The following is a 20,360-nucleotide window of genomic DNA, read 5'->3' as shown; positions in this document are numbered from 1 at the left end:
ACCCGTCAGGCCGTAATTTTGTGATCACAATAACCGATAATGTCAGATCTGATAGTAACACTCATACAAGCCCAATTGCATTGGGAAGACAAGGAAGCCAACCTGCGTATGTTTGATGAGAAAATCAACAGCATAAAGGAGAGGACCGAAGTGGTATTTTTACCCGAAATGTTCAGCACCGGCTTCAGTATGCAGTCAGCGCAGCTGGCTGAAACAATGGATGGAACCGCAGTACAGTGGATGAAGAAGAAGGCGGCGGAGAAGAATATCATCATCACCGGCAGCCTGATTATCGAGGAAAACGGAGAATACCTGAACCGCCTGGTCTGGATGCTGCCCAATGGCACTTACGGCACTTATGATAAGCGCCACCTGTTTGGTTATGCAGGTGAACACGAACACTACACGCCCGGAGATAAGCGCCTTATTGCGCAGGTGAAGGGCTGGAAAATCAATCTGAACATCTGTTTTGATATGCGTTTCCCGGTATGGTCGCGCAATACCATCCAGCCGGATACTAACGAACCAGCTTACGATCTGCTGGTGTATGTAGCCAACTGGCCGGAGAGGCGTAAAACTGCCTGGACTACCCTGTTGCAGGCCCGCGCTATTGAAAACCAGGCTTTTGCCATCGGTGTAAACCGGGTAGGCAACGACGGCAACAATATTTATCACAGCGGGGAAACCAGTTTGATTGATCCGATGGGAGAAATCATTTACCGCAAATCGCACGATGAAGACATATTTACGTATACTCTTAAACGTGAGCGGCTGGAAGAAGTGAGGAAGAACATTCCTTTCCTGAAAGATGCCGACGCATTTACTATTCTCCCAAAAGGATAATAGCAACGTTCTAACTAAAGATATTTTTATATGTTGTTACAGGCAGTCCATCACATCGCGGTTATTTGTGCAGATTACTCCCGGAGTAAAACATTTTATACCGATGTGCTGGGCCTGCAGGTAATACGCGAAGTATACCGGGAAGAACGGGATTCCTGGAAGCTGGACCTGGCACTGGGCAACCAGTACATTATTGAGCTGTTTTCTTTCCCGGACCCGCCGCCACGGCCAAGCCACCCGGAGGCATGCGGGCTTCGCCACCTCGCTTTCGCAGTGGCCGACATCGAAGCCGCCGTTGCACAACTGCAGCAGAAAGGCGTGACTACCGAACCACTACGCATTGATCCGCATACCCAACAACGATTCACCTTTTTTGCAGACCCCGACGGTTTGCCTTTAGAGTTATACGAAGTCATTTAACACCCGTAAAATTTTATTGCTATGTCTGTTGCCTACATCAATGCCCGGATCTTTACCGGGGAAGAGATATTGGATGATCATGCAGTGATTACACAAGGAGGGAAAATTACCAGCATTGTTCCTTCTTCAGAATGGAAAACAACCGGCAGCGAAACAGACCTGAAAGGAGGCCTGCTGGCCCCGGCTTTTATAGATCTGCAGATCTACGGAGGCAACAGCCACGTGTTTTCCATGTATCCTTCGGTTACCTCCCTGGCGGCCACTGTGGCTTACAGCAAAGGTGGCGGCGCCGCCTGGATCATGCCCACCGTGGCAACCATCAGCCCCGAAATTATGCTGGAGGCCATGAATGCAGTGAAGGCGTATTGGGAGCAGGGCGGGCAAGGCGTGCTGGGACTGCACCTGGAAGGGCCTTTTATCAACCCGAAGAAAAAAGGCGCACACCTCGAACAATATATTCATTCCCCTACCCAGGAAGATATTAACTGGATCCTGGAAAACGGCCGTGATGTGGTGAAGATCATGACCCTGGCGCCGGAATGCTGTGATCCCGAACTGGTAAGGCAGCTGGAGGCAGCCGGTATCGTGATATTTGCCGGACATAGCAACGCTACTTACGCGCAGGCCTATACGTCGTTTGACAGCGGTATTCATCATGCTACGCATCTTTTTAATGCCATGTCGCCGCTGGAAAGCCGTGCTCCCGGCCTGGTGGGCGCCATTTATGATCACCCCCGGGTATCCGCCAGCATCGTCGCAGATGGTGTACATGTGGACTTTGCCTCCATCAGGATCAGCAAAAAGATCATGAAAGAACGCCTGTTCCTGATTACAGATGCAGTGGAGGAGAATAAAGAAGGCGGGTATGTGTATATTAAAGAGACGGATCGCTATGTAAGCGCCTCGGGTGTTTTGTCCGGCTCACGGCTCACCATGACCAAAGCTGTCCGCAATTGTGTGGAACAGGTGGGCATTCCGCTGGAGGAAGCTTTACGTATGGCATCACTGTATCCGGCCCGCGCAATTGGCCGTGAACAGGCATTGGGCCGTATTGCGGTAGGCTATGACGCAGCATTGGTAGCCATCGACTCTAACTGGGAAACTACAGTATACTGTTAATAGCCCTATCTTCGCAGGATTAATAATACTGTATATCCGCATGAGCGCACTAACTCGCTTTCTGAAAAAAGACCGGTATAAAAATTTGTTCCTGCTCTCCTGGCTGGTACTGGGCCTGTTACAGGCCTGCTTTTCTGAGCTGTGGGATGATGAAGCCTATTACTGGGTGTATTCACGCCACATGGACTGGGGCTACTTTGATCATCCGCCTATGATTGCGCTGCTGATCAAAATCGGGTACGGGATCTTTCATAATGAACTGGGAGTGAGGCTGCTCATTGTTGTGGTAAACACACTCACCCTCTGGATTACCGCCAAACTGATTGCTTCAAAAGACAATAAACTCTTTTACCTGCTCATCGGATCTATGGGCGCCATGCAGATCGGCGGCATACTGGCAGTGCCGGATGTTCCCCTGATCTTTTTTGCCGCAGTATTTTTCTGGGTCTACCGCAATTTTGTAAATGAGCAAACCTGGAGAAACACCCTGCTGCTGGGTATTTCCATGACACTGATGTTTTACAGTAAATACCACGGCATCCTGCTGGTGTTCTTCACTGTTTTATCCAACGTAAACCTGTTAAAAGTATTTAAGTTTTATGTGGCCTGCGTGCTCACCACGGTGTTGTTCCTGCCGCATATTTACTGGCAATATACCCACGGTTTCCCTTCGCTGCAATATCACCTGGTAGACAGGAACGCATCTTCCTATGATATTAGTTACTCGCTCGATTATCTCGGCGGGCAACTCTTATTATTCGGTCCTTTACTGGGCTGGCTCATACTGTATTATGCCTTCCGCAGCCCCATCACCAACTCCTTCGAACGCGCCCTGAAATTTTGCGTGATCGGCGTATTGTCCTTTTTCCTGCTCAGCACCTTCAAAGGCAGGGTGGAAGCCAACTGGACGGTGATGCTCTTTACCCCGGTAGTAATACTGGCGCATCAGGCCATTGTACGGAAAGGCTGGTCGCAGAAATGGTTGTTGTATACTTTGCCGGTTACGTTGCTGCTGGTACTCCTGGTGCGGGTATACATGGTCTGGGATTTTATGCCGGGAGTGGAGATAAGACCTGAAATCCATCATAACAAGGAATGGACGGCACAGGTAGCCGCCCGCGCACAAGGTAGACCAGTGGTTTTTGTGAACAGCTACCAACGTCCGTCGAAGTACATGTTTTATACCGGGCAGCTTTCCTACAGCCTTAACAGCCGCTATGCCCGCAGGAGCCAGTATAATTTCTGGGACACTGAAACACAACTATGGGGTAAGCCCGTAATGGTGGTATCTGATCCCGGCACAGGAATTCCAATCACAGATAGCCTTAAAACTATTCATGGCACCTGGGACTACTACATTCAATCTGATTATTATTCTTACTCACTGATACAGTTGAAACCCGCACTGAAAAGTATCCGGGCAAAACGTGGTGAACATGTAAATGTGATCCTGCAACCTACCAATGGCTACCACCAGCCCATCCGGCTCGACAGGACCAACGAACCGGTACTGGGCTACGGGTTCATGGCCAAAGACGAATCCCTGCCACCGGTGAAATCCTCCATGACCCTGGAACGGGCCGTGCTGCGACGCCTCATCAACCTGGAAGTGGTGATGCCCGATAAACCGGGCAAATACCAGCTGAAGTTCTCCGTGTTTGCCGGCGACATGCCGCCCACACACAACAGCCCGGTGATACCCGTGATTGTTGAGAAGTAATGCAGCTGACCGCCTTCGGCGGTTGTAAATTGTCTTGGAGCAGGATTACGCTGATTTTACTGATTAGCTTGATTTGATCACTTTTGATTTTAATAGATTAAGGGAGATATAAGCGGATATATTCGCTCGTATCTCCCTTAATATTTCTAAAATCTAATAAAATCCAAAGAATAAAAATCAAGCTAATCAGTAAAATCAGCGTAATCCTGCTCCAAGACAATTTACAACCGCCGAAGGCGGTCCCTCCGCTTACTGCTGGAACGCGTTCCAGCCCTGTGCCACCAGTTTGTACTTGTTGCCTCCTTTGGTGAGGATGTGTGCTCCTTCGGTGATATCGGTCATGTAGCCGATCACACTGATCTGCTCATTGAGTACAATTTTGTCGTAGTCTGCTTGCTTCATGGTAAAGAGCAGTTCGTAGTCTTCACCGCCACTTAGCGCGCAGGCAGTGGGGTCCAGGCCAAATTTCATGGCTATTTCCTTGCTTTCCTGGGCGATAGGGATCTTTTCTTCATACACGATAACGCCCAGGTTACTCTGTTTGGCGATATGCAGTATTTCAGAGCTGAGACCATCGCTTACATCCATCATGGAAGAAGGCTTAATGTCTTCCTGCTGCAGGAATTCGATAATATCCTTACGGGCTTCCGGCTTCAGCTGGCGGCCAATGATGTAGGTCTGGTCTTCCAGGTCGGGCTTTACTTCCGGGCTTTCCAGGTATATCTTCTTCTCTCTTTCCAGGAGTGTAAGACCGAGGTAGGCCGCGCCAAGGTCGCCGGTAACGCAGAGCAGGTCGCCCTTTTCTGCGGTCGACCGTTTTACGAACTGGTCGGGGGTTACTTCGCCGATGGCGGTAACGCTGATAATAAAACCTTTTTGTGAGTTGCTGGTATCGCCGCCAACCAGGTCTACGCCGTATTTCTCGCAGGCAGCATACACGCCTTCGTAGAATTCATTGAGCGCTTCCAGGGAGAAACGGTTGGAGAAAGCAATGCTCACCGTGATCTGCGTAGGCGTGGCGTTCATCGCGTAGATGTCTGACAGGTTCACCACTACCGATTTATACCCGAGATGTTTCAGTGGTGTGTACATCAGGTCGAAGTGAATGCCTTCCACCAGCATATCGGTGCTGATTACCGTTTGTTTACCGAAGTGATCGATCACGGCTGCATCATCGCCCACACCTAATACGGTGCTGGCGTTTTGTATTTCTATGTTCCTGGTGAGATATTCGATCAATCCGAATTCTCCCAGGTCCTGTATTTCAGTTCTTTCCTGTTCCATCTTCCCAATACTTATTTACCGTTAACAAGATCTTGTAATGCGCTATGGATATGACCGTTGGTGGCCAGTATTTCTTTCTGATAGGGGGAGTAACGGTTGCCTGAAAAGTCTGTTACCTTTCCACCCGCTTCTTCTACAATGAGATAGCCGGCGGCAGAATCCCATGCCTGGAGATGGTGTTCATAAAATCCATCAAAGCGGCCGCAGGCCACCCAGCAGAGATCTATGGCTGCAGACCCCAGCCTGCGAACAGGAATGCCCTCCTTAATAACGCGCTCAAGTACCTGTAAGGGATTGTTGGCACTATCCTGCCATTGATAGGCAAAACCTGTTACCAGGCAGGAGGTTGACACATTGGCTTTGGTAGAAACCTGGATCGGTTTACCATTCAGCGTAGCTCCCTGCCCTTTTTCTGCCAGGAAAAACTCGTTCATAAAAGGGTTGTATACCGCTCCCAGTATCATTTCCCCGTCTTTTTCCACGCCTATGGATACACAACAGATGGGAATGCCATTGGCGTAGTTAACGGTTCCGTCGATCGGGTCAATGATCCATTTCACGGAAGAATCCGTCTTCATCTCGCCCACTTCTTCACTCAGGATAAAATGATCAGGATAAGTTTCCCTGATAATATTGATGATAGCGGTTTCAGACTTTTTATCCACTTCTGTTACCAGGTCGTTAACCGTACTTTTACTGCTCACCTCGAAAGGACCGTTGAAATATTGTTGCAGTATTTTTCCGCTGTCTTCAGTAGCTTTGAGTAAAGTTGTTTTTAACATGCCGCAAAGGTAATTACGAATTACGAATTATGAATTGCGAATTATAACCTACATGTTTTGGATATTTTATATGTATAGATGACTTAATGATACTACATAATCTGTAATTCCGAATTATCAGTCAACTTATATTCAATATTCCACTTATTTTTGTAGTTCAATTAAAGAGAGGGAAAGTTAATGGCCATCATAGGTAATCTTATTTCCAGGTCACTACGCATCAGGAAGAAGTTCACATTTAAATTAGGAACACCGCGCCAATACCAGCTGCAGGTGCTGCATCGTTTGCTGGAAAAGGCCAAGGATACAGAGTTTGGCCGCCACTACCAATTTCAGGAAGTATTGGATAGCGCTAATTTTATTAGTCATTACCGCGATAAAGTCCCCGTGCATAACTACACTAAAATGCATGCGGAGTGGTGGTACCGCTGCCTGGAAGGTGAAGCAAACGTGAGCTGGCCCGAGAAGATCAAATACTTTGCGTTGAGTTCAGGTACTTCGGAATCTGCGAGCAAACATATACCTGTTACCAAAGCCATGCTGAGAACGGTGAAGAAAGTGGGGGTGAAGCAGCTGTATTCCATGGCTAACTTTAACATCCCGCCACGCTCTTTTGAAAAAGGCATCCTGATGCTGGGCGGCACTACCTCGTTGTATGAAAAAGGCGACTATTATGAAGGTGATATGAGCGGCATTCAAGCCAAAAATATCCCGAAATGGTTCCGCCGTTTCTATAAGCCGGGAGGCAAAATATCCCGCAAACCCAACTGGGAACAGCGTATTAAGTTAATCGTGCGCAAAGCGAAGGAGTGGGATGTAGGTACTGTTTGCGGTGTACCTGCCTGGGTACAGATCGTACTGGAAGAAATCATCAAATATCACGGCGTTAAAAATATTCATGAAATATGGCCCAACCTGGCGGTATATATTCACGGCGGGGTATCTTTTGAGCCGTACCGCGATAGCTTCCAGAAGCTGCTCGGAAAGCCCATTGCGTTCATTGAAACCTATATGGCTTCTGAAGGTTCTTTTGGCTTCCAGGCCCGTCCGGGTACAAAGGGCATTAAGCTGGTCCTGAATGCAGGGATCTTCTATGAATTCATTCCTTTTAATGAAGAAAACTTTGATGCAGAAGGAGAAGTAAAACCGAATCCTAAATCTTACATGATCCACGAGGTAGTGGAAGATGTGGAATATGCGGTGATGTTGTCGACCTGTGCAGGAGCCTGGCGTTACCTGATCGGCGATGTGGTGAAATTTACTTCAGTAAAAGAACATGAAATAGTGATTGTTGGCCGTACCAAACAGTTCCTCAGCCTCTGCGGGGAGCACATGAGTATCGACAACATGAACAAGGCGATAGATAATGTGCAGAAGAAACTGGGTATTAACGTCCGTGAGTTTACGGTAGCGGGGTTCCCTTATCAGAACCTGTTTGCACACCGCTGGTATGTGGGCACGGATACACCTGGTGTGGATGCGGAAAAAGTGCGCGAAATCATCGATCAAACCCTCGCGGAGGTAAATGATGATTATGCCGTAGAACGCTCTGCAGCACTGAAGGAAGTATTTGTAGAGATATTACCGAATGATGCGTTTATAGATTACCTCCGTTGCAAAGGCAAGGAAGGCGCCATGAATAAATTTCCCCGTGTAATGAAAGGAGAGAAACTGAAAGACTGGGAGAAATTTCTTGCGGGAAAAACCGTTAAGAGTTAAGTTGCACCTGTGACACGGAAATTATACGCATGATAGCATCAATTGTAGCGGGACTGGGACTGGGATTATTTCTTTCTTTATCAGTAGGCCCGGTAATATTCGCAATTATAAAATACAGCATCAATAACGGCTTTAAGGCAGGGATCAGTTTCGCACTGGGCGTGTCTTTCAGCGATATTATTTTTGTGTTGACAGGTAACCTGACCACCTCTTTTATCAGTGGCCTGGAAGAATATAAAAGGTCGATAGGTATTGTAGGAGGAGCGTTACTGATATGCATGGGAGTATACGGACTGTTGTTTAAAAAAGTAAAGATCAGTACGGGAGAAGAAAAGCCGGAAATGTTCCGCACCCATGACTATCTTAAAATATGGCTTGCGGGTTTTTTGATGAATACCCTCAATCCCGGTGTTATTATCTTCTGGTTAGGGGTTTGTGTGGCGAACAGCGCCACCACAGCTGGTCACCGGATTATTATGTATACGGTTTGCCTAAGCCTGGTGTTATCGGCGGATATCCTGAAGGTATTTGTATCTGATAAGATCCGTCACAAATTAACGCTAGCCAATGTAGAGTGGCTGAACCGTATTGCCGGCGCCAGCATGATCATTTTTGGCGTGGTGTTGCTTTATAAAGTATTGTTCGACGTAGGTGCCATGGGACATTAAAAATAGTTGGATATAAAAAAGCCTTCCGTCATACACGGAAGGCTTTTTCTTTTATTGGAGGTGTTTATTATCCTTTGATAGTCCAGGTTTCGCTGCCTGCCAGCAATTTATCCAGGTCGCCGGGGCCTTTTTTAGCCAGCGCTTCTGTTAACTGGAAGCCCATGATATCTTCATAAGTAGGGCGGAAAGCCTCGTAGAAGAGGCCGAACGGACGGGGTAAATGCCCTTCAATACGTACATCATCAAACATACGGGTGAGCAGCTGTGCTTTGTAGAAATCATTTTCATCATGGATCCACAGGTCGCTTTCTGTATACTCACTGCCCAGTTCCACTACTACCGGTCTTAAACCATCGAGGCGGATTCCTTTGTTTTTGGTGGCGCCAAATACCAGCGGTTTACCGTGCTCCACAAAAATGGTTTCATCGGCTTTGCTGCTTTTTTCGGTAAAGGCTTCAAAGGCGCCATCATTGAAGATGTTACAGTTCTGGTATATTTCCAGGAAGGAAGCGCCTTTATGTGCATGGCTGCGTTTCAGCATTTCCTGCAGGTGTTTTGGGTCGCGGTCCATACTGCGGGCAATAAAAGTAGCATCAGCGCCCAGGGCAAGGGCCATTGGGTTAAACGGATGGTCAATACTACCCATTGGGGTAGATTTGGTCACTTTATTTTCTTCTGAAGTAGGAGAGTACTGTCCTTTTGTTAAACCGTAGATCTGGTTGTTGAACAACATGATGTTCACATCAAAGTTACGGCGCAGCAGGTGAATAGTATGGTTACCGCCAATGGATAAGCCATCGCCGTCGCCTGTTACGATCCACACGCTCAGCTCCGGGCGGGCTGCTTTCAAACCGGACGCAATCGCCGTAGCACGGCCGTGGATAGAGTGCATACCATAGGTATTCATATAGTATGGAAAGCGCGAAGAACAACCGATACCGGAAACGATCACAATATTTTCGCGGGGCACGCCCAGCGTAGGCATAATAGTTTGTACCTGCTTAAGTATAGAGTAGTCGCCGCAGCCAGGACACCAGCGGACTTCCTGGTCCGTTGTAAAGTCTTTTGACGTAAGTGGCGCCTGCGGGGCTATAGTTGCTGTTGACATTAGTATGAGTTAAAATAATATATTATAGAGTCCGTAAAGTTACGATAGATAGCTGTAATTCTCAGCTCACTGTGCCTGTAATTCTTCCCAAAATTCTGCCGCCCGGCGGGTATGCGGGATCACAATCGTGCCACCTACTATATTGGCTACCGCAAAAATTTCATACATTTCTTCGGTGGTAACACCCTGCTGAAACGATTTCTCCAGGTGATATTTGATACAATCGTCGCAACGGAGTACCATTGAAGCCACCAGTCCAAGCATTTCCTTCGTTTTGGTGCTCAGCGCCCCCTCTGCATAGGTATTGGTGTCCAGGTTGAAAAGCCTGTTAATCACTTTGTTCTGCTTTCCAAGTATTACCTCGTTCATCTTAGCCCGGTAGTCGTTAAACTCCTGAATCGCATTGGCCATATAACTGCTGTTTATGTGTTTTGTTTATCGTTTCACCCAATAAAGCTATGAAAGGATTTACAAATATAGATTAATCTACCGGTTAAGTAGACTATTTGGCCTATAACCTATATTTATGGATCATAACCAAAAGTTATTGCATCAAAAACATCCGTTAAATTAGTCTATTGATATAATAGACTATTTGTATATTGAGCAGATAAACCCTCTTTTTCAACAAGATCTGGATCGAAATTATGACAACAACCAACTTCTCCCTGCTCATAGCACTGCTATTGTGCACAGGCGGGGCAGCACGGGCGCAGGATAAAAAGCTCACCGGGTATGCCGGGAACGCCGCCGCCCAGCAGCTGGAACTGGAAAGCCGCTTCGATAAGCAGTTAAGCAGCAGTCACATTGGTGAAACTATCAAAGCACTCTCTTCCCAACCACATCACATTGGCTCCGCCCGCGGCAAAGCAGTAGCGGAAGACATCCTGCAACGCTTCAAAAGTTACGGCTGGGACGCGGAAATAGTGACCTACCAGGTACTTTTTCCCACTCCCAAAGAACGCCTCGTGGAACTTACAGGTCCTACCACCTATAAAGCACTGCTGAAAGAACCTGCCCTGAAGGAAGACGCTACCTCCGGCCAGGAAGGCCAGTTGCCTACTTATAACGCCTGGAGCGCCGATGGCGACGTGGAAGGGGAACTGGTATACGTGAATTACGGTCTACCGGAAGATTACGAGTACCTCGACCGGGCAGGCATCAGCGTAAAAGGTAAAATTGTAATCGCCAAATACGGCCGCTCCTGGCGCGGCAGCAAGCCGAAAGTAGCACAGGAACACGGCGCCGCCGGCTGCATCATCTACTCCGATCCGAAAGATGATGGCTACTACAGCGGCGATGTATACCCTAAAGGAGCGTTCAAAAATGAGTATGGCGTACAGCGCGGCTCCGTGATGGATATCGTCATCTATCCCGGCGACCCGCTTACCCCTAACACCGGCGCTACCGCCAATGCCCAACGGCTCGATCGCCTGCAGGCGCCCAATCTCCTGAAAATACCGGTATTGCCCATCAGCTACCACGATGCCACGCCACTGCTGCAGGCCCTGGAAGGTCCCGTAGCACCGGACGAATGGAAAGGCGCACTGCCGTTTACTTATCATATCGGTGGCGGCAAAGCCAGGGTACACCTGAAGCTGTCGTTCGACTGGCAGATACGCCCCTGCTATAACGTGATCGCCAAACTGAAAGGCAGTGAGCAACCCGACCAATGGGTGATCCGCGGCAATCACCACGATGCGTGGGTGAACGGCGCCGCCGATCCCATCAGCGGACTGGCAGCCCTCCTGGAAGAAGCCAAAGCCATCGGCGCGCTGCATAAGCAAGGCTACCAGCCAAAACGCACACTGGTGTACTGCGCCTGGGATGGGGAAGAACCCGGCTTACTCGGGTCTACCGAATGGGTGGAAGATCACGCTGCCGAATTGAAAGAAAAAGCAGTGGTGTATATCAACTCAGATAACAATGGCCGCGGATTTCTCAATGCCAGCGGTTCCCATGCCCTGGAAACCCTCGTGAATGAAGTAGCCCGTGATATTACCGACCCGCAAACGCAGGTCAGCATCCTTGCCCGTAAACAGGCGGCAGAGGTATTGAAGGCAACTACTCCCAAGCTGAAAAAGGAAAAGCTGGCCAAACAAGGCATCGCTATCGGGGCCATGGGTTCCGGTTCCGATTACTCTTCCTTCCTCCAGCACCTGGGCGTGCCCTCTCTTGATTTTGGTTTTGGGGGAGAAGATGCAGGCGGTGAATACCACTCCATCTACGATTCCTACGACGATTATACCCGGTTTAAAGACCCCGGTTTTAATTACGGCGTAGCACTTTCTCAAACTGCCGGTCATACCGCTTTGCGTGTAGCCAACACCGTTACCCTGCCATTCGATTACCGCAAACTCTATGAAACAGTTAACGGCTATGTGAATGAGTTAACGGAACTCACCAGCAGCCTGCGCGAGTCTACTGCCATCGACAATCAACTGATCCGCGATCGTAAATACCAGCTCACCACAGATACCGCCAAACATTTGTCGCCTCCACTTCCCAAAACAGAAGTGCCGTATCTCGACTTTTCTCCATTGCAGAACGCCCTCACCGGTTTAGACACCGTTACCGCATCGCTCGCCACCAGGAAACTCTCCTCCACAGCCAACAAAGCGCTGTACCAGGGCGAGCAACAACTGCTGAACGATGCCGGCCTGCCCGCCCGCAACTGGTATAAACATACCCTGTATGCTCCCGGATTTTATACCGGCTATGGCGTTAAAACCATTCCCGGCGTAAGAGAAGCCATCGAGCAACGCCGCTGGAAGGAAGCCCAGGAACAAATAACGGTGGCGGCAGCAGCCATCAACCGGCTGTCGGCTTACTTAGGGAACATTCATTAGTATGGGCCGCCTTCGGCGGCGGAAATTGTCTTGGCTCAGGATTACGCTGATTTTACTGATTAGCTTGATTTGATCACTTTTGATTTTAATAGATTAAGGGAGATATAAGCGGATATATTCGCTTATATCTCCCTTAATCTATTAAAATCAAAAAAGTAAAATCAGAAAAGTAAAATCAAAACATAATCAAATCAGTGTAATCACGGTTAATCAGCGTAATCCTGAGCCAAGACAATTTCCACCGCCGAAGGCGCTCCTCCGCTCACCGCTCACCGCGTTTTCACCGCCTCGCGAAGGTAGTCCTTCACGCCTTCCACGATGCCAGTTACCAGTTCCCGCTGAAACGCAGGGTTCAGTATTTTTTCTTCGTCGCCGGGATTGCTGAGGAAAAGTGTTTCTACCAGGGCGTCCGGGAATTCGGTGGGGTTGTTGAGGATGAAGTTGAAGCCGGAGTTATTGCCGAAATCGTAAAGGCCGGTTTGCAGCAAACGCTCATGGATGGCTGCATTGAGTGGTTCGCAGAAAGGCTGTTTGTAATAGGTGGCGGTGCCATATACATCTACAGGATTGCCGGAAGCATTGAGGTGGATACTCAGCAGCAGATCGGGATCGGCCCTGCGGAAAAAAGACAAACGGTCTTCGTTGGCAACAAATTTCTCGGTTGTGCGCGACATGATCACTGTAGCGCCTTCTCTTTCCAGCAAAGCTTTCAGTTGCAGCGAAAGTACCAGGGTCATGTTTTTTTCCACGGCGCCGGTAAGACCGGTAGCGCCAGGGTTGCTGCCGCCATGGCCTGGGTCCAGGCCGATCACCATATTTTTCAGCGATAAGCTTTGTGGTACACGTTTAACCTTCACCGTTATACGGTTATTGTCGTAGTACACCTGGTAGCCCCATGGCGCATGTTGCAGGGAAATTACCATGCGGCATACATCGGGCGATGGCTGCCCCCAGGCTACAGACGTGATTTCTTTGGTGTTTTGCAGCAGGGAGTTCAATCCTTTCTCTGCATAGGCGCCATGTATATCGATGATGATCTTTTTAGAAGAAACCAGTTGCGTGGAAGTGTATGGCATTTTATCCGACAAGGCCACTGACACGTAATCATATTTTTCATCTCCCCATATTTTGGCATCGTCTGCAATGCTTACGGGAAGCTCTTCCTGTGGAATGTCGGTGTCTACCAGCGGCTCCGGAATAAAGGCGGTGGTACGGGACGACAGCTTTACTTTGTAATAGTCGCCCTGTCTGCCTACAATATGTAAAAGCACATCTTTATCGAGGTAACCGATTTTATCGGGCCCCAGCCGGTCGCCATGCGGACTGGCAGTGAGGTAGGTCATATTATCGATCGTGCGGCCGGTGAATGGTATTTCATTGTGCATCACGCTGTAGCGGTAGGTGCTGCCGAGGATAGCGGTTTCGCCGCTTTGTTTGCGGAGGCGTACCATAATTTTTCCATTCAGCAGGGAGTCGCGTGGTTGTATAATATAGCTGCCGCTGTAAAAGCCAGGTACGCCACCTGTTTGCGAAACAGGCATTTCCTTCAGTGGTACATCATTGAACCAGCTGGCGCTTTGACCGGGATAACCTTTCATCTTTATCCGCAGCGTGTCGCCTTCCGAGAGTTGAACATTCCCGGAGGGGGATATCTCCATATAATCTATCCGGAAAACGGTAGTAGCAGCCGGTGCTGGCGGTTGGTTATAGTAATAGGTGATGTTCTTCGTATATGTTTCGCCGTTAGGTGTGGTAGCGGTAACGGAAAAGGAATTCCTGCCGGTGGTCAGTTCATATTTTGCAGCAAAGGTGCCGGTGTTATAAACGTGTACAGTATCGTTATTGATCCTTACCGTACAGCCGGTACAGGTGCGGCCGGCGATAAATTGCCGGGAGGTGTTCACGTTATTCTGATCCCTTGAAGGCTGACTGATACGCAGTGTTGCCTGACTGATTGCAAAAAAGGGGACACAAATAGTAATAAGAAACGTAGAAAAAAACTTTGCTGTTAGCGTCATACCCTGTCATCAATATCTTTGAAAGATGGTAAAGATAAGCAGGTGAGGGGAATAGGAAAAAAAGCATTTAGAAAAAATGCAGCGGGATAGTGTACCTGCTGTATTTTTTCTAAATGCCAGGCGCTGGTTGTTACCAGCTGTATTTATTATCTGCAATCAGTTTGTCCGCAATTCTTCTGCGGGCATCTTTAGCATTAAATGGTTCTGCCTTGGTAAAGCGTTTGAGGCCTAACAGCATCATACGTTGTTCGTCGCCTTCTGCAAAGGCATTGATGGCGTCTTTTCCGGATTTATTGATACGGTCGGCCGCATCATAAATGAAGGTGCGTACAATATCTGCCTGCAGGGAAGCGGCGCTTTCACCTTTGTTGTTGGTGAGTTTAATTAAGCGCAGCAGCGCGCTTTCAGCCACAAAGGTTTCAATGGCCATATCGGCGATATCCATCAGGATTTCCTGTTCGTTTTCCAGCTTCACCATCAGCTTCTGCGCGGCAGCGCCGGCAGCCATCAGGATTGCTTTTTTGAAGTTAACGATCATTTTCCTTTCCTTGCTGAAGGCACTTTCATCATCGTTGCCGAAATCAGGAATGCTCATCAGCTCCTTCATTACATTCATGGCCGGTGTCATCAGGTCCAGTTTACCTTTCAGGGCACGTTTCAGTGTCATGTCCAGTGTCAGCAACCGGTTGATTTCATTGGTACCTTCAAAGATGCGGTTGATGCGGGAATCGCGGTAAGCTTTTGAAATGATGTATTCATCGCTGAAGCCGTTGCCACCGTGAATTTGTACACCTTCATCCACTACATAGTCCAGTACTTCGGAGCCATTTACTTTCAGGATGGCGCATTCCACGGCATATTCTTCCGCGGCGCCCAGTAAGGCTTCGTTGAAAGGCTTGCCTTCTGCCAGCAGTTCTCTTTCCTTGTCATCGATCAGCTGCGCTGTACGGAACAGGGCTGATTCCGATGTCCAGGTGCGGATAGCCATTTCCGCCAGTTTATGTTTGATGGCGCCAAAGTTGGCGATTGGTTGTTTAAACTGTGTGCGGGTATTGGCGTATTGTACGGAGGTATTGATACATTTTTTGGAGGCGCCCAGTGCGGCCGCACAAAGTTTCAAGCGACCTATGTTCAGGATGTTGAAGGCAATGAGGTGGCCCTTGCCAATTACGCCCAGTACATTTTCTGCCGGTACTTTGGCGTCCTGGAAATAGATCTGGCGGGTAGAGGATCCTTTGATCCCCATTTTGTGTTCTTCCGCACCCAGTGTAAATCCGGGTGTGCCTTTGTCCACAATAAAAGCGGTGAATTTATCCCCGTCAATTTTTGCAAATACAGTAAACACGTCAGCGAAACCGGAGTTGGTGATCCAGCTTTTTTGCCCGTTTAAGATATAGTACTTACCATCGTCGGTTAATTTGGCGGTGGTTTTAGCGCCCAGTGCATCGGAGCCGGAATCAGGCTCTGTAAGGGCATAAGCGCCTTTCATTTCACCGGTAGCCAGCTTGGGTATATATTTTTGTTTTTGTTCTGCGGTACCAAAATAAAGGATCGGTAAAGAGCCAATACCCGTATGGGCGGCCATGGCAACGGAGAAAGAGTGACCTGCACCCAGTCCCTCGTTGATGATCGTTGCTGTCACAAAATCTTTACCTAAACCACCATACTCCTCCGGGAAGGAAGCGCCCAGCAGTCCCTGCTCGCCCGCTTTTTCCAGCAATGAGGGCATCAATCCTTCTTCCAGCTTATCTATCCGCTCTACTATCGGTGTTATTTCCTTACTGATGAACTGATCTGCCATGTCTTTAATCATCAGCTGCTCTTCCGAAAAATCTTCGGGAGTAAACACTTCCTCAGGAGCACTCTCCTTAACCAGGAACTCTGCGCCTTTTAACGCAGTCTTATTTTCAACTGTTGCGTCCATGTTACTGTATTTTTGGTAGTTCTGTAATTTACTGAAAAAAGCATTAGGCAAAACCGGTCACCGGGGGGCTAAACTGATTTCCCTGCTACCTGCCATATTAACTTACTGAATGTAAGTTAAATGCGGCACTCCTGTTGAGAGGCCGCTATTTTTAACAAAAAATAAATAGACCTGCCCGGGGTAGATTACCTGGTCCTGGTTGAAGATATGCTCCCTTATCCACAGGTCACCGCCCCCTCGATAATCATATCCATCGTCATTAGGCATTTATTCTGTATCATTGTTGCCCTTTATGCCTGATTTTTATCTGTCATATTTGAAAAGCCGGTTTCATGGCACCGTAGAAGGTGCCGGGGAGGAACTATTGATCTGTTTACACGGGTTTGGCGAAAGTGCGGCTCATTTTCAGCCGTTAACCGCCACATTGGGCGATACTTTCACTTTAGTGGCGCTGGACATGCCCCTGCACGGAAGCACCCAATGGGAGGAAAACCGGGTGCTGGAGAAAGACGACCTGGTAGCGTTGGTGGAACTGATACTACAGCAGCACGGGAAGGAGCGTTTTTCCCTGCTGGGCTACAGCATGGGCGGACGCCTGTCGCTTTGCCTCGTGGAAAAGATGGCCAGCCGGATCAACCACCTGGTCATCGCCGCCGGGGATGGCCTGAGAAATAACCCCTGGCATATGTTTGTAACCCAAACCACTGCCGGAAACAGGCTGTTTAAATATAATACTTACCACCCAAGGCTGTTTTTTACGTTATTGCATACCTGGAGAAGACTAGGACTGCTGAACCAGAGCGTATACAAATTTGCGCTGCACCGTATGAATGAAACGGAGAAAAGGGAACTGGTATACAACGTATGGACCAATTTACGCCGGATGATGCCGGATAAAAAGCGGTGTAAACAATTATTAGGCAGATATAACGTTTTAACACTCCTGATATTCGGGAAATACGACCGTGTAATTCCACCTGTGCTGGGTACCCGCTTTGCAGATGGGTCTTTTCCCTGCAAAATACTGGTAATGGAAAAAGGCCACCAGTTGATTTCCGCCCAGCTGGGGCTTATCATCAAAACAAACCTTTAACCCGGATGTATCTTTTTGTAATTATATTATTGGTGCTGGCTTTAGGATATGGTATACTGATGTTATGGTATAGCCTGGGCTGGAAGCGCCTGAAGAGTTTTTCACCGGCAGCGCCATCGGTTGGTCATACTGCGGTTACCGTGATCATTCCTGCCAGGAATGAAGCCGCCAATTTGCCCGCCTTGCTGGAGGCATTGAAGAAGCAAACGTACAACCCGGCCTTACTGGAAGTGATTGTAATAGATGATTTTTCTACAGATGAAACAGCCGCAGTGGTGCGCAATTTCGCAGCAGCAAATATTCACCTGCTGGAGTTAAAGCAGTATCTCAATGAAGAGGAGCGGCTGAATTCTTTCAAGAAGAAAGCAATAGAAATTGCTATTTCAAAAGCTGCGGGCGACCTTATTGTAACCACAGACGCTGATTGCGTAATGGGGCCGCGCTGGATTGAAACACTGGTGCAGTTTTACGAACATCATCAACCTAAATTTATAGCCGCACCAGTCAGCTTCTATAAAGAACATAATTTTTTTAAGCGGTTACAGTCGCTCGATTTCATGACCATGCAGGGCATTACCGGCGCTGCAGCCCAACTGGCCTCCGGTACCATGTGTAACGGTGCTAACCTGGCCTATGAAAAAAAGGCCTTCCTGGAAGTGGGCGGTTTTAATGGCATCGATAATATTGCCTCCGGCGACGATATGCTGCTGATGTACAAAATTTACAGCGCATACCCCGATAAGGTCAGCTACCTGAAGTGTGAAGAAGCTGTAGTGCGTACACTCGCGGTAGATACGCTCAGGGACTTTATGAACCAGCGGATCCGGTGGTCATCGAAAGCAGATAAGTATGAAGATAAACGACTGACCTGGGTATTACTGCTGGTTTACCTGTTCAATGCCGGCTTACTGGCGCTGGCGGTAATGGCCCTGTTCCTGCCGGTATGGTGGCCCTGGTTCCTCATCATTTTACTGTTTAAAATAACCCTGGAACTTTATTTCCTGCTTCCTGTAGCCAGGTTTTTTAATAAAACAGAACTCTTGCTATGGTTTATTCCGGGACAGATATTTCATATTCCTTATATTGTTGTTGCCGGGTGGCTTGGGAAGTTTGGCAGTTATCAGTGGAAAGGCCGGCAGGTAAATTAAATCCTGGTTCTTTTGTCAGATATGCAGCCTTATTGGAAAAAGTTATACCGGAATAAAGGTGCGGTAGCCGGTTTACTGGTGATTGCCGTGGCGGTGTTTATCAGCATAACCGCTTATTTTATTGCGCCGGATCATACACCCAACGCCAACAGGATGGTGCTGGAAATAGAGGGGCAGCACCCCGGCTTCCGCATCAATATGCTGGCCATGCGGAAAGAACAGCCCATCCAAAAGGTGTCTGTTTTTCACCGGTTGTTATACGGCCAGGAGTCTGATGTAAACTGGATCCCCGTCCGGTCGTGGCAATTCAGGGACAGCGTGCTGGTGGTACAACGGTACGTGGATGAATCTACCAGCAGGGAGGAAACCTACTCCCTGGAGCAGGTGTGGTACGGCCATCCGCCGGACCGCCCGATGTCATCGAAATCGTTACATGAAAAGATATTGGCAGAACGGATTTTCTCCCGCACTTACTGGCTGGGCACCGACAAATTTGGCAGAGATATCCTGAGCCGGCTGCTGATTGGCACCCGCGTGAGCTTAGGTGTAGGTTGTATTGCCGTAGTTATTTCGCTGAGCATCGGCGTATTGCTGGGCGCCATAGCGGGTTACTTCAAGGGCCGGACGGATGATTTGGTGATGTGGCTGGTAAACGTGGTATGGTCCATGCCTACGCTGCTGCTGGTGTTTGCGCTTACCCTGGCGCTGGGCAAGGGATTCTGGCAGGTGTTTATTGCCGTGGGGCTCACGATGTGGGTGGGCGTTGCCCGCATTATCCGTGGGCAGGTACTGGGTATCCGGGAGCTGGAATATGTGGAAGCCGCGAGGGCGCTGGGCTACGGGCATGTGCGGATTATAGTAAAACATATTTTGCCCAATATCATGGGACCGGTGATGGTAGTAGCCGCCGGCAATTTTGCCACCGCTATTGTGGTGGAGGCGGGACTCAGCTTCCTGGGCGTGGGGGTACAACCGCCGCAGCCGTCGTGGGGACTGATGATCAAAGAAAACTACAACTTCATCATCACCCATAATCCTTTACTGGCGTTGGCGCCCGGAGTGGCCATCATGCTACTGGTACTGGCTTTCAACCTGTTAGGTAACGGATTACGGGATGCGCTGGATGTAAGAAGTAAAATTTGATTTGCATATTAAAAAAAGCTAATTTCATGCTCCTATATAACTGGAAATATGTTATTGAAAACCTTTCTCCCTGCCTTCTTAGCTATTGCATTGCTTACTTTTTCTTCCTGTAAAAAGAAGAAGAAAGATAATCCTGCACCCAGTACGCAGGAAGAAACACTGGCTTTCGCGCTGCCTGAAGTACAGGTGGGAAAATATAATATGGCGCAGGACAGCACCTATGCCCTGAAGGTGAACATCACCAGCAAGTTGCCTGATAAAGGCGTGAAAGTTACGCTGAACGTAGCCACAGAAACGGGGCTTATTCCGCTGCCCCAGGACGATATAGCAGATATTAAAGCAACCCCCTTTACCATTACGCTCCGTCACCTGAAGCCGTTGAAAACATACGAGGTAACTGTCAGGCTGGCGTCCCTGGGTAATACCGGCAATGTAACTCCTCCGCAGGTATTTTTCCTTACCAATAAGTCCGGAGAATAGCCGGGTCATTAAAATCCGGCAGTCCCGAATCTAAAATTGTGT

General features: G+C 48.5%; 17 protein-coding genes. 11 read left to right on the top strand and 6 right to left on the bottom strand.

The features are described from left to right. Window positions 1-39 precede the first annotated feature (39 nt). The 4 genes from ACLHR0_RS06070 to ACLHR0_RS06055 are packed head-to-tail and all read left to right on the top strand — an operon-like array spanning window position 40 to window position 4,102. Window positions 40-843 carry an amidohydrolase gene (locus tag ACLHR0_RS06070; RefSeq protein WP_429042613.1) on the top strand — a complete coding sequence of 268 codons (804 nt, stop codon included), beginning with the start codon at window positions 40-42 and terminating at the stop codon, window positions 841-843. 30 nt (window positions 844-873) lie between these two features. Then, on the top strand, window positions 874-1,263 hold the full coding sequence (locus tag ACLHR0_RS06065; protein WP_370908612.1) for a VOC family protein: 390 nt from the start codon (window positions 874-876) through the stop codon (window positions 1,261-1,263). Window positions 1,264-1,284: 21 nt separating this feature from the next. Next, window positions 1,285-2,382 carry an N-acetylglucosamine-6-phosphate deacetylase gene (gene nagA, locus ACLHR0_RS06060; RefSeq protein ID WP_436485359.1) on the top strand — a complete coding sequence of 366 codons (1,098 nt, stop codon included), beginning with the start codon at window positions 1,285-1,287 and terminating at the stop codon, window positions 2,380-2,382. A gap of 40 nt (window positions 2,383-2,422) precedes the next feature. Continuing rightward, the gene (locus tag ACLHR0_RS06055) at window positions 2,423-4,102 is read left to right on the top strand and encodes an ArnT family glycosyltransferase (protein WP_436485357.1); all 1,680 of its coding nucleotides are present in this window, start codon (window positions 2,423-2,425) and stop codon (window positions 4,100-4,102) included. 249 nt (window positions 4,103-4,351) lie between these two features. Here ACLHR0_RS06055 and thiL read toward each other — a convergent pair whose 3' ends face one another. Both thiL and ACLHR0_RS06045 read right to left on the bottom strand, forming a co-directional pair. Continuing rightward, complete coding sequence (gene thiL / locus ACLHR0_RS06050) at window positions 4,352-5,386, bottom strand: thiamine-phosphate kinase (protein ID WP_370908609.1); 1,035 nt, start codon at window positions 5,384-5,386, stop codon at window positions 4,352-4,354. An 11-nt stretch (window positions 5,387-5,397) separates the two neighbouring features. Beyond that, complete coding sequence (locus tag ACLHR0_RS06045) at window positions 5,398-6,168, bottom strand: inositol monophosphatase family protein (protein WP_436485355.1); 771 nt, start codon at window positions 6,166-6,168, stop codon at window positions 5,398-5,400. A 180-nt stretch (window positions 6,169-6,348) separates the two neighbouring features. Between ACLHR0_RS06045 and ACLHR0_RS06040 the strand changes: the two genes are divergently transcribed. Next, window positions 6,349-7,887, top strand: a complete 1,539-nt coding sequence (locus ACLHR0_RS06040) for a GH3 family domain-containing protein (protein ID WP_370908607.1) — start codon at window positions 6,349-6,351, stop codon at window positions 7,885-7,887. A gap of 29 nt (window positions 7,888-7,916) precedes the next feature. Further along, on the top strand, window positions 7,917-8,555 hold the full coding sequence (locus ACLHR0_RS06035) for a LysE family translocator (protein ID WP_429042604.1): 639 nt from the start codon (window positions 7,917-7,919) through the stop codon (window positions 8,553-8,555). Window positions 8,556-8,622: 67 nt separating this feature from the next. Here the strand turns inward: ACLHR0_RS06035 and ACLHR0_RS06030 are convergent, their stop codons facing one another. Together ACLHR0_RS06030 and ACLHR0_RS06025 are read right to left on the bottom strand one after the other, a co-directional pair. Continuing rightward, complete coding sequence (locus tag ACLHR0_RS06030; protein ID WP_370908605.1) at window positions 8,623-9,663, bottom strand: 2-oxoacid:ferredoxin oxidoreductase subunit beta; 1,041 nt, start codon at window positions 9,661-9,663, stop codon at window positions 8,623-8,625. A gap of 66 nt (window positions 9,664-9,729) precedes the next feature. Beyond that, the gene (locus ACLHR0_RS06025; protein ID WP_370908604.1) at window positions 9,730-10,074 is read right to left on the bottom strand and encodes a carboxymuconolactone decarboxylase family protein; all 345 of its coding nucleotides are present in this window, start codon (window positions 10,072-10,074) and stop codon (window positions 9,730-9,732) included. Between the two features lie 236 nt (window positions 10,075-10,310). On the opposite strand from ACLHR0_RS06025, the gene ACLHR0_RS06020 reads away from it, so the two are divergent. Continuing rightward, complete coding sequence (locus tag ACLHR0_RS06020; RefSeq protein WP_436485352.1) at window positions 10,311-12,512, top strand: transferrin receptor-like dimerization domain-containing protein; 2,202 nt, start codon at window positions 10,311-10,313, stop codon at window positions 12,510-12,512. 269 nt (window positions 12,513-12,781) lie between these two features. Here ACLHR0_RS06020 and ACLHR0_RS06015 read toward each other — a convergent pair whose 3' ends face one another. Further along, on the bottom strand, window positions 12,782-14,530 hold the full coding sequence (locus ACLHR0_RS06015; RefSeq protein WP_436485350.1) for an N-acetylmuramoyl-L-alanine amidase: 1,749 nt from the start codon (window positions 14,528-14,530) through the stop codon (window positions 12,782-12,784). 130 nt (window positions 14,531-14,660) lie between these two features. Beyond that, window positions 14,661-16,454, bottom strand: a complete 1,794-nt coding sequence (locus tag ACLHR0_RS06010; RefSeq protein ID WP_429042594.1) for an acyl-CoA dehydrogenase family protein — start codon at window positions 16,452-16,454, stop codon at window positions 14,661-14,663. Between the two features lie 316 nt (window positions 16,455-16,770). Between ACLHR0_RS06010 and ACLHR0_RS06005 the strand changes: the two genes are divergently transcribed. The 4 genes from ACLHR0_RS06005 to ACLHR0_RS05990 are packed head-to-tail and all read left to right on the top strand — an operon-like array spanning window position 16,771 to window position 20,318. Continuing rightward, window positions 16,771-17,547, top strand: coding sequence for an alpha/beta fold hydrolase (locus ACLHR0_RS06005; RefSeq protein WP_436485347.1), 777 nt, complete (start codon window positions 16,771-16,773; stop codon window positions 17,545-17,547). Window positions 17,548-17,552: 5 nt separating this feature from the next. Next, window positions 17,553-18,695, top strand: a complete 1,143-nt coding sequence (locus ACLHR0_RS06000) for a glycosyltransferase (RefSeq protein ID WP_429042591.1) — start codon at window positions 17,553-17,555, stop codon at window positions 18,693-18,695. Between the two features lie 21 nt (window positions 18,696-18,716). Beyond that, window positions 18,717-19,838 carry an ABC transporter permease gene (locus tag ACLHR0_RS05995; protein ID WP_429051559.1) on the top strand — a complete coding sequence of 374 codons (1,122 nt, stop codon included), beginning with the start codon at window positions 18,717-18,719 and terminating at the stop codon, window positions 19,836-19,838. 48 nt (window positions 19,839-19,886) lie between these two features. Then, on the top strand, window positions 19,887-20,318 hold the full coding sequence (locus ACLHR0_RS05990; RefSeq protein ID WP_436485345.1) for a hypothetical protein: 432 nt from the start codon (window positions 19,887-19,889) through the stop codon (window positions 20,316-20,318). Window positions 20,319-20,360 lie beyond the last annotated feature (42 nt).

The organism is Chitinophaga sp. ARDCPP14 (genome assembly GCF_051362515.1).
In the GTDB taxonomy this organism is placed as follows: Bacteria; Bacteroidota; Bacteroidia; order Chitinophagales; family Chitinophagaceae; genus Chitinophaga.
This window is presented reverse-complemented; position numbering and strand designations above follow the sequence as displayed.

Bases quoted from the DNA above. Each gene is read 5' to 3' on its own strand.
- ACLHR0_RS05990 (WP_436485345.1), top strand. From the start codon at position 19,887: ATGTTATTGAAAACCTTTCTCCCTGCCTTCTTAGCTATTGCATTGCTT.
- ACLHR0_RS06035 (WP_429042604.1), top strand. From the start codon at position 7,917: ATGATAGCATCAATTGTAGCGGGACTGGGACTGGGATTATTTCTTTCT.
- ACLHR0_RS06030 (WP_370908605.1), bottom strand. From the start codon at position 9,663: ATGTCAACAGCAACTATAGCCCCGCAGGCGCCACTTACGTCAAAAGAC.
- ACLHR0_RS06045 (WP_436485355.1), bottom strand. From the start codon at position 6,168: ATGTTAAAAACAACTTTACTCAAAGCTACTGAAGACAGCGGAAAAATA.
- ACLHR0_RS06010 (WP_429042594.1), bottom strand. From the start codon at position 16,454: ATGGACGCAACAGTTGAAAATAAGACTGCGTTAAAAGGCGCAGAGTTC.
- ACLHR0_RS06000 (WP_429042591.1), top strand. From the start codon at position 17,553: ATGTATCTTTTTGTAATTATATTATTGGTGCTGGCTTTAGGATATGGT.
- ACLHR0_RS06020 (WP_436485352.1), top strand. From the start codon at position 10,311: ATGACAACAACCAACTTCTCCCTGCTCATAGCACTGCTATTGTGCACA.
- ACLHR0_RS06070 (WP_429042613.1), top strand. From the start codon at position 40: ATGTCAGATCTGATAGTAACACTCATACAAGCCCAATTGCATTGGGAA.
- ACLHR0_RS06055 (WP_436485357.1), top strand. From the start codon at position 2,423: ATGAGCGCACTAACTCGCTTTCTGAAAAAAGACCGGTATAAAAATTTG.
- ACLHR0_RS06025 (WP_370908604.1), bottom strand. From the start codon at position 10,074: ATGGCCAATGCGATTCAGGAGTTTAACGACTACCGGGCTAAGATGAAC.
- ACLHR0_RS05995 (WP_429051559.1), top strand. From the start codon at position 18,717: ATGCAGCCTTATTGGAAAAAGTTATACCGGAATAAAGGTGCGGTAGCC.
- nagA (WP_436485359.1), top strand. From the start codon at position 1,285: ATGTCTGTTGCCTACATCAATGCCCGGATCTTTACCGGGGAAGAGATA.
- ACLHR0_RS06015 (WP_436485350.1), bottom strand. From the start codon at position 14,530: ATGACGCTAACAGCAAAGTTTTTTTCTACGTTTCTTATTACTATTTGT.
- thiL (WP_370908609.1), bottom strand. From the start codon at position 5,386: ATGGAACAGGAAAGAACTGAAATACAGGACCTGGGAGAATTCGGATTG.
- ACLHR0_RS06040 (WP_370908607.1), top strand. From the start codon at position 6,349: ATGGCCATCATAGGTAATCTTATTTCCAGGTCACTACGCATCAGGAAG.
- ACLHR0_RS06065 (WP_370908612.1), top strand. From the start codon at position 874: ATGTTGTTACAGGCAGTCCATCACATCGCGGTTATTTGTGCAGATTAC.